This is a genomic window from Mesorhizobium sp. WSM4310 (assembly GCF_007003935.1).
Classification (GTDB): Bacteria; Pseudomonadota; Alphaproteobacteria; order Rhizobiales; family Rhizobiaceae; genus Mesorhizobium.
Map to the genome: position 1 here is coordinate 361,825 of NZ_VFTA01000002.1, position 16,758 is coordinate 378,582.

Annotated in this window: 13 protein-coding genes; 5 read left to right on the plus strand and 8 right to left on the minus strand. The window is 62.7% G+C overall.

Translation table 11 applies throughout. The features are described from left to right. Positions 1-103 precede the first annotated feature (103 nt). From FJV80_RS04805 to amrB, 4 genes are read left to right on the plus strand one after another with little or no spacing between them, the layout of a single operon-like run. On the plus strand, positions 104-484 hold the full coding sequence (locus FJV80_RS04805; RefSeq protein WP_142875677.1) for a hypothetical protein: 381 nt from the start codon (positions 104-106) through the stop codon (positions 482-484). Continuing rightward, positions 481-1,188, plus strand: coding sequence for a hypothetical protein (locus FJV80_RS04810; protein WP_142875678.1), 708 nt, complete (start codon positions 481-483; stop codon positions 1,186-1,188). The genes FJV80_RS04805 and FJV80_RS04810 overlap by 4 nt, the downstream gene beginning before the upstream one ends. Positions 1,189-1,244: 56 nt before the next feature. Beyond that, positions 1,245-4,223, plus strand: a complete 2,979-nt coding sequence (locus tag FJV80_RS04815) for a caspase family protein (protein ID WP_246688902.1) — start codon at positions 1,245-1,247, stop codon at positions 4,221-4,223. After that, the gene (gene amrB / locus FJV80_RS04820) at positions 4,220-5,905 is read left to right on the plus strand and encodes an AmmeMemoRadiSam system protein B (RefSeq protein ID WP_142875679.1); all 1,686 of its coding nucleotides are present in this window, start codon (positions 4,220-4,222) and stop codon (positions 5,903-5,905) included. The genes FJV80_RS04815 and amrB overlap by 4 nt, the downstream gene beginning before the upstream one ends. 85 nt (positions 5,906-5,990) lie before the next feature. Here amrB and FJV80_RS04825 read toward each other — a convergent pair whose 3' ends face one another. Then, on the minus strand, positions 5,991-7,799 hold the full coding sequence (locus FJV80_RS04825; protein ID WP_246688903.1) for a hypothetical protein: 1,809 nt from the start codon (positions 7,797-7,799) through the stop codon (positions 5,991-5,993). Between the two features lie 166 nt (positions 7,800-7,965). Next, positions 7,966-9,060 carry a serine protease gene (locus tag FJV80_RS04830; RefSeq protein WP_142875681.1) on the minus strand — a complete coding sequence of 365 codons (1,095 nt, stop codon included), beginning with the start codon at positions 9,058-9,060 and terminating at the stop codon, positions 7,966-7,968. Between the two features lie 401 nt (positions 9,061-9,461). Here FJV80_RS04830 and FJV80_RS04835 point away from each other — a divergent pair, with 401 nt between their 5' ends. Next, the gene (locus tag FJV80_RS04835; RefSeq protein ID WP_142875682.1) at positions 9,462-10,559 is read left to right on the plus strand and encodes a trypsin-like serine protease; all 1,098 of its coding nucleotides are present in this window, start codon (positions 9,462-9,464) and stop codon (positions 10,557-10,559) included. Positions 10,560-10,667: 108 nt separating this feature from the next. Here the strand turns inward: FJV80_RS04835 and mgrA are convergent, their stop codons facing one another. The 6 genes from mgrA to FJV80_RS04865 form a co-directional block, all read right to left on the minus strand. Next, the gene (gene mgrA, locus FJV80_RS04840) at positions 10,668-11,714 is read right to left on the minus strand and encodes an L-glyceraldehyde 3-phosphate reductase (protein WP_142875683.1); all 1,047 of its coding nucleotides are present in this window, start codon (positions 11,712-11,714) and stop codon (positions 10,668-10,670) included. 133 nt (positions 11,715-11,847) lie between these two features. Next, positions 11,848-12,987 (minus strand): Gfo/Idh/MocA family oxidoreductase, encoded by a 1,140-nt coding sequence (locus FJV80_RS04845; RefSeq protein ID WP_142875684.1) that lies wholly within the window; start codon positions 12,985-12,987, stop codon positions 11,848-11,850. A gap of 11 nt (positions 12,988-12,998) precedes the next feature. Continuing rightward, on the minus strand, positions 12,999-13,745 hold the full coding sequence (locus tag FJV80_RS04850; protein ID WP_095787094.1) for a sugar phosphate isomerase/epimerase: 747 nt from the start codon (positions 13,743-13,745) through the stop codon (positions 12,999-13,001). 54 nt (positions 13,746-13,799) lie between these two features. After that, a complete protein-coding gene (ugpC, locus tag FJV80_RS04855) occupies positions 13,800-14,903 on the minus strand; it encodes a sn-glycerol-3-phosphate ABC transporter ATP-binding protein UgpC (RefSeq protein WP_095772717.1) in 1,104 nt (367 codons plus the stop codon). A 2-nt stretch (positions 14,904-14,905) separates the two neighbouring features. Further along, positions 14,906-15,841 (minus strand): carbohydrate ABC transporter permease, encoded by a 936-nt coding sequence (locus tag FJV80_RS04860; protein ID WP_095772441.1) that lies wholly within the window; start codon positions 15,839-15,841, stop codon positions 14,906-14,908. Then, a complete protein-coding gene (locus tag FJV80_RS04865; RefSeq protein ID WP_027047408.1) occupies positions 15,834-16,727 on the minus strand; it encodes a sugar ABC transporter permease in 894 nt (297 codons plus the stop codon). Before FJV80_RS04865 ends, FJV80_RS04860 begins: the two co-directional genes overlap by 8 nt. Positions 16,728-16,758 lie beyond the last annotated feature (31 nt).

Below are 16,758 nucleotides of genomic sequence, written 5' to 3' on the forward strand. Positions count from 1 at the left end.
CTCACGGCCTGGTATATCAGGCTCTTGCGCGATCGGCGCGATATGAGAACATCCCCAGCCGCGGCCAAGGGCTCAGCGGCCGACGAAGCAGATAGGATCGATTGTGAAGAAGTCTTTTTTCTCCTGGCGCGCAACGCTTGCCGGACTTGTCGGCGGCCTGTTGCTGGTCGCCAATGCCTCGGCACAGGACAGCTGCGGCCTTTGCGCCAAACAGGTGGTCATTAATTCGGAACTGGCGACGTGCTTCCTCGATCAGTACGACCAGTTCGCCAAAACCAGCAGTGACGCGGTGGTGGTCGATCTCTCGAGCTGCGCCTCGCGCGGCGTCGTCGAAGCCTTGCCCTCGCCCAACAAGGCACCGGCGGAGCCGGACATGCAGTTCATAGTTTCGCGTCTGCAGCTGGCATGCCTGAAAAAGCAGCTTGAAGCGCCGGGCATAGTGCTTGATCCCTCCGCCACCATCGAACTGGACAGCTGCAAATGAAGAAGCCGGGGGGCACGACAAAGCAGACACCGGTGGCCGCGCCCGCAAAGGCGCCGGCGGCGAAGGAGACGCTGCCGGAAACCACCGAAGGTTTTCCCTGGCCGAGCAGCCATGAGATCAAGAAGGAGAGCAATCCCTTCACCGATCGCGACTGGCGCATGCTGGTCTATGCCTGGTCGGGCATGCTGGTGCGTTTCGCCATCATCTTCACCCTGGCATTCTCGGTCTACCAGTTCCTGGCCAACCAGGAGCAGAAGCGCGTCGAGCAGACGATGTCGCTGGTCGAGCTCTGGGAAACCAAGGACTACCAGCAGGCACAACGGGCGTTGAAGGATCGCCTTGCCGCCCTCAACTCCAAATACGACAATCTGCTCAGCGCCAACCCTTCGCCGACCGAGGAGCAGGTGTTCCGCCAGCGCATCGGCATCGAGGCGATGAGCGTTTCAGGCGGCGACATGCCGCTCGCCGACTTCAGCGAGAATTTCGACCGCATCGTCTATTTCCTCAACCGGCTGTCCTTCTGCGTCGAAGGCGACCTGTGCTCACGCAAGGTGACCGATGCCTATTTCCGCGACTACGCCGTCTCGTTCTGGAGTTATTTTGCCGGCTATGTCGACAAGCAGCGCAAGGCGGGTTCGCCGACTTTTGCCACGGCGATCGAAGCCTATGTTCGCAACGGGCAACCCGCCGCCGAAGCCAAATAGCGATGGGGAAACCCGGAACCACCTTGCGCCTCATGCATGCCTGCTGGTGGCTGGCCATGGCTGGAGTTTTGGTCACGGCCTCGGCCGCCCGCGCCGAGGACGCCCCGGATTTCCACCTCGACATCGACACCGGCGGCCATACCGCCCGGATTGCCGATCTTGCCTTCACACCCGACGGCGAGGACGTTGTCTCGGCATCCGATGACAAGACCATCCGCATCTGGGGCTGGCAGAGCGGCGTGACGCTGCGCACCATTCGCGGCTATCTCGGCAATGGCAGCGACGGCAAGATTTTCGCCATCGCGGTCTCGCCGGATGGCAGGACGATCGCCGCCGGCGGCTATTTCGGCGCCGGTCTCGGCGACAAACCGCCCTATGGCGACATCAGGCTGTTCGACTTCGCCACCGGCAAGATGAAGGCCGTGCTCAAGGCCGCCGACTATGCGACCTATGACCTCGCCTTCTCCCCCGACGGCAAGACTCTGGCAGCCGGCGGCGGCGACGGCACGGTCTATCTCTGGCGGCTCGACGACAAATCAGCGACGGGCTGGACGCTGGACAAGAAGCTCGACGCCGATTCCTGGCACATCGACAAGCTGGCCTTCGCCGCCGCGGGAACCAGGCTGGCGGCAGCGACGACCGACAATGGCATCCGGCTCTGGGATGTCGCCAAGGGCGAGGAAATCGCCTTGCCGGCAGAGACCGAGCCTTTGCGGGACGTCAGCGTCCTGGCGCTGGCGATCTCGCAGGACGGCAGCCTGTTTGCCACCGGCAGCAAGGACGGGCAGGTCCAGCTCTGGCGCGCCGCCGACGGCACGCTGGTGCGCGCCATGCCGAAGCAGGATTTTCTTATCGGCTCGCTGACCTTCGCCAAGGGATCGCGGCTGGTCGCCTCCTGCGCCTATCGCTGCGCCGACAAGCACCGCTCCATCGTCTGGAACACCGACACCGGCGAGAAGCTGCTCGACTACAGCGGCCATGACGGCACGGTCTATGCCAGCGCCGCCAATGCCGACGGCTCGCTGGTGGCGACCGCCGGCGGCACCCGCAACGCCATCCAGGTCTGGGATCCGGCGACCGGCGAACGCAAGGCCCTGCTCCAAGGGGTGGGCGCACCGGTGACCGCGATCGGCATCGACGCGGCGAACGGCATCATCGCCTGGGGCAATGCGAACCCCTGCCCCGAGCGCGTGGCTTGCCCCGAACGGCTGGGCGCGCTGGACAAGAGGCTGGAACTGCCCACCGCCGAGCGGTTCTTCGACGACCCGCAGCCGCTGACCGAGCTCGGCTCGTTTGCCCGCGCCGCGCTGACCGATGGGAAGTGGTCGCTGCACGCCACAGTGGGCGGCAAGGACGCGCTGGAAAACGCGGTGCTGGAGATCGCCAATGGCGGCAAGGTGGTGCGCTCGATCGAGAACGATGCCACCAACGGCTTTGTCCATTCGGCTTTCACGCTGATCGACAATGGGCTTGGCCTGATCACCGGCGGCAGTGACGGCACGCTGCTGGAATACAAGGCCGCGACCGCCAGGGTCTCCGGCGAATTCACCGGCCACACCGGCGAAATCAACGCCATGGCCGCCTCGGAGAAAGCCGGCCTGCTGGTCACCGGCAGCGCCGACCAGACCGTGAGGCTGTGGAACCTGAAGACGCACGAGCTGATCGTGTCGATGTTCTTTGCCGGTTCGCAATGGATCGCCTGGATGCCGCAGGGCTACTATTATTCCTCCGACGAGGGCGACAAGCTGATCGGCTGGCACGTCAACCAGGGCCGCGACCATGAAGGCCGCTTCATCCGCGCCGGCCAGTTGAAGAAGTACCTCTGGAGCCCGGAAATGGTGCGCCGCGCCATCATCCTGCGCAGCGCCAAACAGGCAGTCCAGGAGATGCGGCCGGGCGTGGACAACGAGTTGCAGAAGCTCTTGCAGCGCAAGCCACCGGAATTCGGTATTCGCCTCGCCGACGACCAGAGCAAGGTCCGCGACGGTTATGTCGCCGTCGAGATCACGGGCGCCAAGGAAGCCGGCACCGATGTCGCCGGCTTCTCGATCCTGTCGAACAGCCGCAATGTCGGCGACATCGCCACGCGTTCGGTCGACGGCAACAAGACAACAGTCGAGGTACCGGTCGAGGATGGCCAGAACATCATCCGCATCACCGGCACCAACGAATTCGGCTATCTGACCGAGCGCAGCGTGACGGCGCTGGCGAGGAAGACCGAGAAGGCCGAGGCCAAGGGCAAGCTCTATGTCGCTGTGATCGGCGTCGACAAATATCCGTTCCTGACCGATGCCTGTTCCGGCCATGCCTGCGATTTGCGCTACCCCGTCGACGACGCCACCGAATTCCTCAAGGTGGTTGCGCAGAAGTCGGCGCCCTTGTTCTCATCGATGGAGACGCTGGTTCTGGTCAATCGCGAGGCGCTCGACGAGAGCCCAGACAAGGCGCAACAGACCTACACCGTCGCCGGCGCCGACAACATCATGGAGCCGGACTCGCACACGATCGACGACCAGCTTGCCGATTTCCTCGACAGGCCTGGCGAGCACGACACCACCATCGTCTTCGTCGCCGGCCATGGCATCAACATCGACGAGGACTACTATTTCATCCCGACGGACGGCCGCAAACAGGATGCCGATCGCTGGAAGCGCTCTTCGCTCGTCGACTGGGGTGACATCCAGAAATCGGTCGAGCGGGCGAAGGGAATGCGCTTCATGCTGCTCGACACCTGCCACGCCGCCAACGCCTTCAATCCGCGCCTGGAAAAGGACGCGCAGGACGCGCGCATCGTCGTGTTTTCGGCGACCGCGGCCAACAACACCGCCGCCGAATTGCCGGAGCTCGGCCACGGCGTCTTCACCTATTCGGTCCTCGAAGGCCTGCGCGGCAAGGCGAAGACCTCGGATGGCGGCGTCACGCTGTTCGGGCTCGCCGATTTCATCTCGCACGAAGTGGTTCGGCTGACCGCATCGAAGCAGAAACCGTTCTATTATGTCGGCGGCGTGGAGAACATCGTGTTGGCCGAGCCGTGATAGCCCGCCTGCTGACGGTCATCATATTCTCCCTGGTTCTCGGCGGCACGGCACAGGCCGCCCCGACCGTCTGCCCGCCCGGCACCGAAAACTTCCCGCCGTTTTACCACGACGCCACGCTGTTCAAGGACGCCATCGCCAGCGTCGCCACTGTCCAGCCCTCCAACCAGCGGCTGACCGGCATCACGGTGCCGCATCACCTGCTGGCCGCCGACCTCGTGGCACTCGGCTTCAGGGCAGCGTCGGGTTTCCGCTACAAGCGCATCGTCATCCTGTCTCCGGACCATTTCCACAAGACGAACAAGCTCTACGCCACCACGGCGCACGGCTTCGACACCGTGCTTGGCCCGGTGGCGGCCGACAGCGATGCCGTGCGCCTTCTCGAAGCCCACGGCGACATGGTCGAGGAATCCTGCCTGTTCGACAAGGAACATGGCGTGCGCGCCATGCTGCCCTTCCTGCACCACTATTTCCCAGGGGCGAAGATCGTGCCGATGGCGATGTCGGTGAAGGCGAATCGCGGCGACTGGGACAGGCTGGCCGAGGCGCTGAAACCGATTGTCGACCATGACACGCTGATCGTCGAATCCACCGACTTCTCGCACTATCTGCCGCAGCATGATTCCAGGCGCTTCGACCAGCAGACGCTGAATATGCTGGCCGCCGGCTCCCTCGACGGCATCGCAGCCCTTCGCCAGCCCGATCATGCCGATTCCGTCGGCGCGCTCTACATCCAGACCCGGCTGCAGCGCGAACTGTTCGGCGCCCAGCCGCTGGTCGTAGCCAACGAGAACTCGCAGGAACACAGCTCCGACTATGTCGAGCGCACCACCAGCTATGTCGTGGCGCTGTTCGGCGCCTTCGGTCCCGGTTTCAACAACCCCGCGCGGCCAAAGGACCGGATCTACTATCTCGCCGGCGACGTGAATTTCGGTCGCGCCATAAAGAAGATCCTGGTCCGCGACGGCGTGGCCGACAAGATCGTCGACAGCATCGTTTCACTGACCGGAGCGCGGCCGCTGATCGTCAATCTCGAAGGCGTCATCCTGCCCAACGTACCGGAAGCGATCGACGACATGACGCTGGCCATGCCGGAAGACCTCGCCGCCAGCATGCTGAAACGGCTGCACGTCGCCGGCGTCAGCCTCGCCAACAACCACGCTTATGATCTCGGCTCGTCCGGCTATGCCGAGACGGTGCGCGCACTCGACGAAGCCGGCATCCCACATTTCGCCCATGGTGAGACGCTGGCGCTTGCCGATCTCGACCTTGTCGGCCTGACCGACATCGACACCAACGGTTCGAAGAACACCGACCTGCTCACCCCCGCCTTGCTCGACCGGCTGCTGCACGAGAATGCGCAGCGCCCGGTGGTCGCCTTCGTCCATTGGGGCCGCGAGTACAAGACCGAACCGTCGGCGCGCGAAGAGATGCTTGCCGATGAGATGCGATTGCGCGGCGTCTCGGCCATTGTCGGCGGCCATCCGCATGTGTCGAGCGAGGCGATCGTCCCGCTCGCCGGCGGCGACGTGGCGGAAGTCTACTCGCTCGGCAATTTCCTGTTCGACCAGAATGCGCAACGCTCCTCAGGTTCGATGCTGGAACTGCGTGTCTTTCCCCAGGGCACGATCTTCATCAGGCTCATCCCATTGCCCAACTATTTCGAGATTGGTCGAAAGTAGGCAACTGCCGTTTTTCGACGGGAAGGTGTGTTGAGATTCAGGTCAGGCCCAGTCGAAAACGGCCTCACCTGAATATTGACATGCCTTAGCCGCAGCCGGTCATCTGGCGCGGCAGGTAGCACGCCGCCGGCTCGGTCCTGGTCTCGAACAGCGACTGCTTCGGCCGGAAATAGAAGAAGGTCACCGGCTTGCTCTCGCGCACGCTGCCGTCGGCAAAATGCGCGGCGATGCTGAAACTGTGGATCGACGACATCGCCGACCACATCTTCAGCCGCGCCGTATAGGCGCTGACATTCTTGTTGCCGCGCACCGGCATGGCGATCGAGTAGTCGTGCTTGCCGATCGGGAATTCTATGTTCTGGTAGCGCATCGCTTCCGGGCTGCCGCCACCGCCATCGCCGCATTCGGCCATCGATTCCGGAGTCTCGAAGACCGCCATGGTCATCTGGGCGCGGAACGGCTCGCTCTGCTGGTAGACATTGCCCTGATCGTCCGCCCATGAATAGTCAAACTTGCCGATCGCGTTCAGCGTCATCGCCTGGTTGAAATTGCCGAGATAGTCGCCGACCTCGCCGAACTTGATCTTGTTGGTGAACTGGCTGCGGCAGACATTGAGGCTGTCAACCGAGGGACAGGGGAAACGCCCGGTCTCAAGGCTCGCGGTATCGACGCCGGCCTCGTCCAGCACGCTCTTGATCGACACGTCGACGCCATCGCCGAAACCGCCGATATCCTTGGTGAACATGCGGCTTGGTTGGCCGGTCGGATTGCCTTCGTCGTCCACCGTGGTGAACTGGATCGACATCTTCATGCCCTTGGCGTCGCCCCAGCCATTGTTGACGATCGAGAAATCGGGCCGAAAGCCGATGCAGCCGAAATGCTCCGAGATCGACAGCATCGGTTTGCGGTAGGCGTCGCTGGCGGCGACTTTCATTTCCAGCCTGTCGAGCTTGACCCTGGACTCGTCCGTCGTCTTCAGGTCGACCTCGGCAAAGGCCGGCGTCTCCTCCCAGTCCGCACCTTCATAGACATTTGTGGTGTTGACCGTGCCGGTGCCGTTCCAGGCGTCGTTGTAGAGGCTGTCTTCCGGATAGATCGCGATGTCCTCGTCGCGCACCAGGTGCTGGTATTTCATGTCGGCCTGCTGGGTCATGCGCTGGTCGACGATGACGCCGATCTCGACCTTGTCGGCATCGCCGCCGCCGGACTGCGCCTTGAGCAGGCCTCCGACCCTGGCATCGGCCAGAACGTCGGGACGCGTGCCGCCGACCTCCTTGCCCATCACCCATTGCGATTCATAGACCGTGCCGCCGGTGAGCCGCGTGGTGCCCTTGCCATTCTTCAATCCGCCGACAAAAGAGCCGGCAAAGATCTCGCCTGCCTTCGACAGCAACCGGCCCTCGCCATTCGCAATACCGTCAACGAACTGCCCCTCATAGCGGTTGCCGTCGGCATCGATATGGATACCCTTGCCGTTGAGTTCTCCGCCAAGCCAATGCCCCTCGAAAACCTCGCCCGAGCGCAGTTCGAGCCTGCCTTGCCCGTCGGGCCGGCCGTTCCTGACATCGCCGAAATAGCTGGAGTAGACCGTCTTCGGATCATAGCTGGCGGAGCCGCGCACCCGCCACACCAGCCTGCCCTTGCCGTTGACGGTGCCGTCCTCGGCGATCGTCTTGTCGGGCGACTGGCCCACCGCCGGCTCCCAGACGAAGTCGAGGTTCTTCTCGGGATGGAAATCCCAGACACGCACGGCCCTGCGCAGCACCGAGCGTGTGTCGGCCTGATAGAGGATCTGCACGCGCTCCGCCCAGGCGCCGCCGACAGGGGCGGGATCGGCAAAAGCCGGTGAAAGCATCATCGCGCCCAGCATCGCTGCGGCCGCGATCCCGAACACTGCCCTTGTCCGCCCCATCCCTTGAGCCCCCTGGACGCCTCGCCCCTGGCAAGCCAAGCGTAGTCGGGGCGCCGGCCTCGTGCAAGGGAAGCCATGCGGAAGAAACGGCACGAAAAAGGCGGCAGGATTGACCCGCCGCCTTGTCTTCACTGCGAGGGCGCAGCGCCTATTTGTACAGGCTGTTGATCCACTGGACGTTGGCGGCGTTCAGGCGCACGGCGGTGTTCGAGTCGGGGCTTTCCGCCACGTTGACGCCGGTGATGATGCGCTGCTTGGACTTGGTGTCGTAGGCATAGACCGAGCTGCCGCTCGATCCCGGGAACGTATCGCAGTCATACTGGAAATATTCCGGAGCGATGTTCTCGGCATGCACTTCGCAGTTGGCCTTCCACATCGTGCCCATCGGCTTGTCGCCGGGATAGCCGACGAGGTTGGCGGTGAAGTCGCCGAGATCGTCATAATTGGCGTAACCCAGCCAGCCGAGGTTGGTGCCGACATCCTGCTTCAGCGTGATGATGCCGAGATCCCACGGGATCACCGAGCCGTAATAGCCCTGGTAGTTGTCGATGAAGCCCTGCAGCACATAGGCGCTTTCATAGGTGAAGGCGCCGAACGGTGCGTCGTCGGCAGTGCTGCCGTTGAGGCCTGGCACGAACAGATACTCGGAGAGCCAGTCCTTGTCCTCATGGCTGTAGAGGCAATGCGCCGCGGTGAGCACCGTGCGCGGGCCGATCAGCGTTGCAGAACAGCTGCCATAGCTGCCCGTCTTCGTCGATTTGGCTTCCAGATAGCCAATGGCCGAGAACGGGTAGGTCTTGGTGTTCTTGACCTGCTCGCGATCATCGGGGCCGAAAACCTGGCGCCCGGCCTCACCTTCGCCGAGCCCGGGGTCCTCGGTCTTGCGCTCAGCCCCGTCCGCGCCATTGGCCGGCGCGTTCAGTTCCTTGATGATGAGCTCGCGCAGCGCTTCGCTTGGTTCGATCTTGATCTCCTTGCCATCGGCGGAACGCCCGACGATGCCATAGGATTTGACGGCCGCCTTCTCGTCGGTGAGCGGCGCGGCGCGGCTGTCTTCATCAGTAAGCTGTGGTGTCGTGATCGGTTTTGCTCGGCCCGCCTTGAAGTCGCCCGAAGTAACGTCCCGCATGCTTTCGCCATTGCCGGCACTGGCGGACCCAGGGTCGGCGGCGAAAACCGGGACCGTCCACATTGCGGTGGAAAGCAAAGCGAACGCAAAGATAGTGTTTGTCAGTTTTGTCATGGTGAGACTCTCCCAAAAGTCAGCAAGGACTGGATCAAAATACAGAAATATTGTCGAGATCGTGGTGACGCCGAAAAATGAGTCTACCCGCCGGCATTCCCCGCGAGCGTTGTTCTAGGCTGTCATTTTCAAGGCCCCCGCCAAAAAAACTCTGCAACGGTATACTGCCTAAAATAATCCAAGATTGGCAATGACAAATCGCTTCCACGTAGCCCGTGGGGGGCTATAGGATTTTGTGCGGGTTCTGCTCGCTGGCACGGTTAGCAAAAGTGGGATTCGGTTTCGTGACCGATCGCGCGCCGTTTTCGAAACGGCACGCGTGCGGATCGCTGAACCGGCAACACCTCCTTGCACAATGCCCGGCGTCGATCCGCACGGGAGAATTGTCTGAGGAGGTTCAGGTGCACATCACAAATCGGTTCGGGCCAATCGTTGCCGCATCGCTGCTTGGCATTGCCGCTGCCTTCGTATCGATCAACCAAGGCCGGGCGGATGAAAGCACCGCAAGGCCCGAAGCGGCGGTCTCGCCGATGCAGCGGGTGACCGAGGCCAGGGCCAAGGCGGTCGCCGAGAATCCTGACGGCGCCGACCGGGTCTATGGCGGCAACCAGGCCGAAAAGGGCGCCTATCCGTTCCAGGTCGCGCTGCTCACCACCGCGAGGCTGGACGAGAACCCAGCGTCGCAGGCCAATGCGCAATTCTGCGGCGGCAGCCTGATCGCCCCGCAATGGGTGCTGACGGCGGCGCACTGCCTCAACGACAAGGGCCGGCCGATCTCACCGGATTCAGTGACCGTGCTGACCGGCGCCACCGACCTCAGCGAAGGCAAGCGCCATAAGGTGGTGGAGGTCATCGTCAACGAAGGCTACAGCGAGCAGACGCTCGACAACGACCTCGGCCTGCTGCGGCTTGCCGAGCCGGCCGATGCGCCGACCATCAAGCTTACCCGCGAGGCGACACCCGACACCGGCAAGACCACCGTCACCGGCTGGGGCAAGATGCAGGACGGAACGTTCCCGACAACGCTGATGGTCGCCGACCTCGATCTGCAGCCGAACAGCGCCTGCAACACCGGCATCAAGGCCATCTATGCGCATGATTTGAAGGCGGCACTAGGCGATCTGTCCCACCGCATGCGCTATTCGGAAAAGGGCATCGATGCGGCCGCCAATGCGATTGCCGCCGATATGACCGACCCGCTGACCGGCAACATGATCTGCGCCGGCACCACCAGCGGTGTGCGCGATGCCTGCAATGGCGACAGCGGCGGCCCGCTGTTCATGACCGGCGCCGACGGCCCGGTTCAGGTCGGCGTCGTCAGCTGGGGCGAAGGTCCCGCCGACGGCAGTGCGGCCTGCGGCCACAAGGACGCCTATGGCATCTACACGCGGCTGGCCAACTACGGCGGCTGGATCGAGACGAAGATGAAGACCCTTGCTCCCGCGCCGGAAAAGCCGAAAGCCGGGCTGGGCACCGCGCAGAAGCCGAAGACGCCCTGAAGGCCTGGCCATTTTGCCCGACATTTTGCTTGTCGTGAAAACGGCGGGAGAGATTCCCGCCGTTTTCATTTGCCGGGCCGTTTTCATTTGCCGGTTTGTCCGACAGCTCTATCTCCTCGGCGGGCCTTTGCGCTCGGCGGAGGCTGCCCACAGATTGATGTCGGATTCGCGCGCGTAGCTATCGATTTCGGCCAATTCGGCATCGCTGAAGTCGAGCACTTTCAGGGCGCCGACGCAGTCCTCGACCTGCTCCGGCCGGCTGGCGCCGATCAGCGCCGACGTCACCTTGCCCTTGCGCAGCACCCAGGCCAGCGCCATCTGCGCCAGCGTCTGGCCGCGCTTGCCGGCGATGGCGTTGAGCGCCTTGATGTTGGCGATGGTGCGGTCGTTGATGAAGGCCGACTTCAGCGACTTGCCCTGCGAGGCGCGGCTGCCTTCGGGAATGCCGCCGAGATATTTGTCGGTGAGCATGCCCTGGGCCAGCGGCGAGAACACGATCGAGCCGACGCCGAGCCCCTCCAGCGTGTCGAGCAGGCCGTCTTCCTCGACCCAGCGGTTCAGCATCGAATAGCTCGGCTGGTGGATGATGCAGGGCGTGCCGAGCCGCTTGAGGATGTCGGCGGCTTCGCGGGTGCGCTGCGAGTTGTAGGACGAGATGCCGGCATAGAGCGCCTTGCCCGAGCGCACCGCATGGTCGAGCGCCCCCATGGTTTCCTCCAGCGGCGTCTCGGGATCGAAGCGGTGCGAGTAGAAGATGTCGACATAGTCGAGCCCCATCCGCCTCAGGCTCTGATCGAGGCTGGCCAGCATGTATTTGCGCCCGCCCCATTCACCGTAAGGGCCGGCCCACATTTCGTAGCCGGCCTTGGTCGAGATGATCAGCTCGTCGCGATAGGCGGAAAAATCGGTGCGCAGGATCTCGCCGAAAGCGGTCTCGGCTGAGCCGGGCGGCGGTCCGTAATTGTTGGCGAGGTCGAAATGGGTGATGCCGAGATCGAACGCCTTGCGCACGATCGCCTGCTTGGTCTTGTGCGGCGTGTCATCGCCGAAATTGTGCCACAGGCCGAGCGAGATCGCCGGCAGCTTGAGGCCGGAGCGCCCGCAGCGGTTGTAGATCATTTTTTCGTAGCGATTTTCGGCGGCGACATAGGGCATGGGAAAAGATCCTCGAAACTGAACAGACCGGGCAGCTTCATCGCAAAGGCGGTGAGACGGCCCGGCGCCCTTTTACCCTCTCCCCGGCCGAACGGGGAGAGGGACAACTCAAAATTATCGATAATCCTTGCGCCTACTTCTTCGCCAGCAGTTCCTTGGCCGCCTTGACGCCAAGTGCCGCCGGCCGCTCGCAAGTGGTCTGCATGGCCACGAACTTGCCAGTTTCGCCGGAACGCAGGATGCCGGTCATGACATCGACGGCATGCAGCGCCAGCTCCATCGAGCAACGATGCGGCCGCCCCTCGACTATTGCCAATGCCATGTCGGCGAGACCCGCCGTGCGGTAGTTGGCCATCATGCCCTGGCCGTGCATTTCGTTGGGCACGCCAAGCGGGTGCTTCCATTTCGGCAGCTTCTTGACCGGCTTGCCGTCTTCGGTGAAGCGCACGTCGCCGCCGAAGAAATTCGGATCCGGCACGAACACCGTGCCGGCTTCGCCATAGAGTTCCATCGGCGCGTGGCCGTGAGCCCAGACGTCCCAGCTGGTGTTCAACGTCACCACGGCGCCATTCTCGAATTCCAGCAGGCCATGGATCGTCGTCGGCGTGTTGACCGGGATTTTTTCGCCCGCGCGCGGTTTCGATGAAATCGTCCGCTCCTTGGCCGGGGTTGTCGCAAAGGCCGCCACCTGTTTGACCGGCCCGATCAGCTGGATCAGATTGGTGATGTAATACGGTCCGATATCGAGCACCGGTCCGGCGCCCGGCTGGAAGAAGAAATCCGGATTGGGGTGCCAATGCTCCATGCCGTGACCCATGACATGGCAGGTGCCGCTGGTGATCTTGCCGAGCTTGCCCTCATCGATCAGCTCACGCACCAGCTGGTGCGCGCCGCCGAGGAACGTGTCGGGCGCCGAGCCGATGCGCAGCCCCTTCTTTTCAGCCCGCGCCTTGAGGTCCTGGCCCTCTTCGAGCGAGAGCACGAACGGCTTTTCCGAATAGACGTGCTTGCCGGCATCGAGCACGCGTTTCGACACCTCGTAATGCACCGCCGGTATCGTCAGGTTGACGATGATGTCGATGTCGTCGGCCTTGAGCAGATCCTCGACGACTTCGGCGCGCAGGTTGAACTCCTTCGCCCGCGCCCTGGCCGCGTCCATGTTGATGTCGGCGCAAGCGCGCATCTCGATGCCGCGAAACAGCGGCGCCAGCGAGAAATACGCCTTCGAGATGTTGCCGCAGCCGATGACGCCAATACCCAGTTTCTTTGCCATGATGATTGTTCCTAGTAAGCCTTGACGGATGCGATCGAGCGGCTGGCGAAGCGCTCGATGTCGTTGGGGTTGTCCTGCTCCATGACAAAGTATTTTGCAGCGCTCTTGGCCCGCAACACCTTGATCAGGTTGGCCCAGTCGATCGTGCCGTGGCCGACGTCCGACCAACCATCCTCGTCCAGCCCTTCGCCCGGCCTGGCGATATCCTTTACATGCACGGCGACGATGCGCTTGCCGTGCCTTTCGATCCAGGGCAGCGGATCGGCGCCGCCGCGCACCACCCAGGCAAGGTCCATCTCCCAGCCGATATCGGGAGCGGAAGACAGGATGTGATCCTGCGGCACCGAACCGTCGGCGAGGGCCTTGAACTCGAAATCATGGTTGTGCCAGGCAAAGCCGTAGCCGGCTTTCGAGGCGACCTCGCCGACCTTGGCCAGGCGCTCGCCAAAACCGCGCCAGCCGGCGGCGTCGGACGGCCTGTCCTCGGCCATCAGATAGGGGCAGATCAGAAGTTTGATGCCCAGCGCTTCGGCCGTTTTGCGCACGCCGTCGAAATCCTTCTCCAGCGCATCGATGGAGAAATGCCCGGTCGGCATCGAAAGCCCGTTCTTGTCGAGTTCCGCGCGGAAGGCCTTGGGATTTTCATAGACGCCACCGAAGCCTTCGACTTGCGCGTAGCCGAGCTTGCCGAGCGTCGCGAGCACGCCCTCCCAGGGTTGAAAATTGCGGGCGCTGTAAAGTTGGAATGACCAGTTCATCGTCTCTGTCCGTTCTGCTGGTAGGGTGGGGTTCTTGGGAGGAGGGCTTGGGGGCTATAGGCGGTTGCCGGATGGGGTGTCGAACAGCGAGGCGCGGGCGGGGTCAAAGCCGATCCGGATTGGATCGCCGGTGCGCAGCGTCTTTTCCGCCTCGACGCGGAAGGAAAAATTGCGGCCGCCGAGCTTGGTCCACACCAGCGTGTCGGAGCCCATCGGCTCGACGATCTCGACGGATGACTCGGCGGTGAACGGCATGGCCTTGGCCGCATCTCCAAAGGCGACGTGCTCGGGCCTGATGCCGAACACACAGGGCTTGCCCGCGCTGCCGCGATCCTTGTCGAACTCATAGCGGTCGAGCGGTATCGAAACCCCGTCGGCGGTGAACGCCGCGGCATCGCCGGCTGCAAGTTGACCCTCGACGAAATTCATTGCCGGCGAACCGAGGAATCCGGCGACAAAGCGATTGACCGGACGGTTGTAGATCGTTTGCGGCGCGTCGAGCTGTTGGATGACCCCGCCCTTCATCACCGCGATCCGGTCGGCCAGCGTCATCGCCTCGATCTGGTCGTGGGTGACGTAGATCATTGTGTTCTGCAATCTGCGATGCAGCAGCTTGATTTCGACGCGCAATTCGGATCGCAGCTTGGCGTCAAGATTGGACAGCGGTTCGTCGAACAGGAACACATCGACATCGCGCACCAGCGCCCGCCCGATCGCCACGCGCTGCCGCTGGCCGCCGGACAGCGCGGAGGGCTTGCGTTGCAGCAGCGGTTCGATCTGCAAGATCTCCGCGGCGCGCGCGATGCGCTTGGCGATTTCGTCCTTGGGCAGGCCCGCGACGCGCAGGCCGAAGGACAGGTTCTTCTCCACCGTCATCTGCGGATAGAGCGCATAGGACTGGAATACCATGCCGATGCCGCGATCCTTGGGCTCTTCCCAGGTGACGTTCTTGCCCTTGATGAAGATGCGGCCCTTCGAAATGTCGAGCAGCCCGGCAATGCAGTTGAGCAAGGTCGACTTGCCACAGCCGGAGGGTCCCAGGAGCACGATGAACTCGCCCTCGGCGATATCGAGATCGAGTGTCTGCAGGACCGACACCGCACCATAGTTCAGCGACAGGTTCTGGATCGATACGCTGGGGTTCGCGATTTCAGCCATCATCACCCTTTCACCGCGCCGGCAGCAATGCCACGCACGAAAAGCCTGCCGGAAATGAAATAGATAACGAGCGGCACCAGCCCGGTCAGGATGGTCGCCGCCATATTGACGTTGTATTCCTTCACGCCCTGCACGGAGTTGACGATGTTGTTGAGCTGAACCGTCATCGGATAGGTGTCGGGACGCGTGTAGACGACGCCGAACAGGAAGTCGTTCCAGATGCCTGTCACCTGCAGGATGACGGCGACGACGAAGATCGGCAGCGACATCGGCAGCATGATGCGCAGATAGATGCCCCAGAAACCGGCCCCGTCGACACGCGCTGCCCGGAACAATTCCTCCGGCATGGAGGTGAAATAGTTGCGGAACAGCAATGTCAGGATCGGCATGCCGAAAATGGAATGGACGATCACCAGGCCGCTCAGGCTGCCATAGAGGCCGATCTCGCGCAGGATGATGACGATCGGGTAGATCATCACCTGATAGGGGATGAAGGCACCGACGATCAGGATGATGAAGAACGTGTCGGCGCCCTTGAAGCGCCAGTTGGCCAGCGCATAGCCGTTTACCGAGGCGATCGCGATCGACAGGATCACCGAAGGTACGGTGATACGAACGGAGTTCCAGAAGCCACGCGAAAGTCCGTCGCAGTTAAGGCCGGTGCAGGCCGTCGACCATGCCTTGACCCAGGGCTCGAAAGTGATCTCGAGCGGGGGCGAGAAGATGTTGCCGAGGCGGATTTCCGGCATGCCCTTGAGCGAGGTGACGATCATCACATAGAGCGGCAGGAGGTAGTAGAGCGCCGCCACGATGAGCGTGCCATAGAGGAAGATGTTGCGGCGCGAGAAGATGTGACGCGGCTTCGGTCCGCTCGGTCCCGAGGCATCGGCTTGGACGGCGCCGGACGGCGCGGACAGGGAAACGGCTTGGTCAGACACGCTTCCTGCCTCCGAATTCGAGATAGGCCCACGGCACGATGACGATCATCACCGAGAGCAGCATCATGGTCGAGGCTGCGAAACCCTGGCCGAGATTCTGGGCGAAAAACATGTAGTCGTAGACATACTTTGCCGGCACTTCGGAGGCGATGCCGGGTCCGCCGCTGGTCTGGGCGACGACAAGGTCGTAGACCTTGACGATGCCGGACGCGATGATGACGAGCGTGGTGATGAAGACCGGTCGCATCATCGGGATGATGATGAACAGATAGGTCTTCCACATCGGAATCCCGTCCACCCGCGCGGCCTTCCAGATATCCTCGTCTATGCCGCGCAGGCCGGCCAGCATCAGGCACATGATCAGCCCGGTGCCCTGCCAGAGCGCGGCGATCGATATGCCGTAGATGACGATGCTGGAATTGTAGAGCGGATCGAAAGCGAAGCTCGTCCAGCCGAGGTTTCGTATCACGCCCTGGATGCCGAAGTCAGGATTGAGCAGCCATTGCCAGACAAGGCCGGTGACGATGAAGGAGAGCGCGAAGGGATAGAGAAAGATGGTGCGGAACGTATCCTCGAAACGGATCTTCTGGTCGAGCAGGGCAGCGAGGATGAAACCGATCACCAGCGAGAAAACCAGCGAGATCACACCGTAGATCAGCAGGTTCTCGATCGAGATCAGCCAGCGCGGGGTCGCCCACAACCGGTAATACTGGTCGAGGCCGACGAAATTCAGCCGCGGCAACAGCTTCGAATTGGTGAAGGAATAGAGCACCGTCCACGCCGTGCCGCCGACGAATACCACCAGCGCGGTGAGGATCATGGGGATCGACGCGACCTTCGCATTGAGATTGCGAAACAGTCGGCTCGGGCGTTCGCTCTTGCTCATCGGTGCAGCCATGCTGGATCGGGTACGAGCC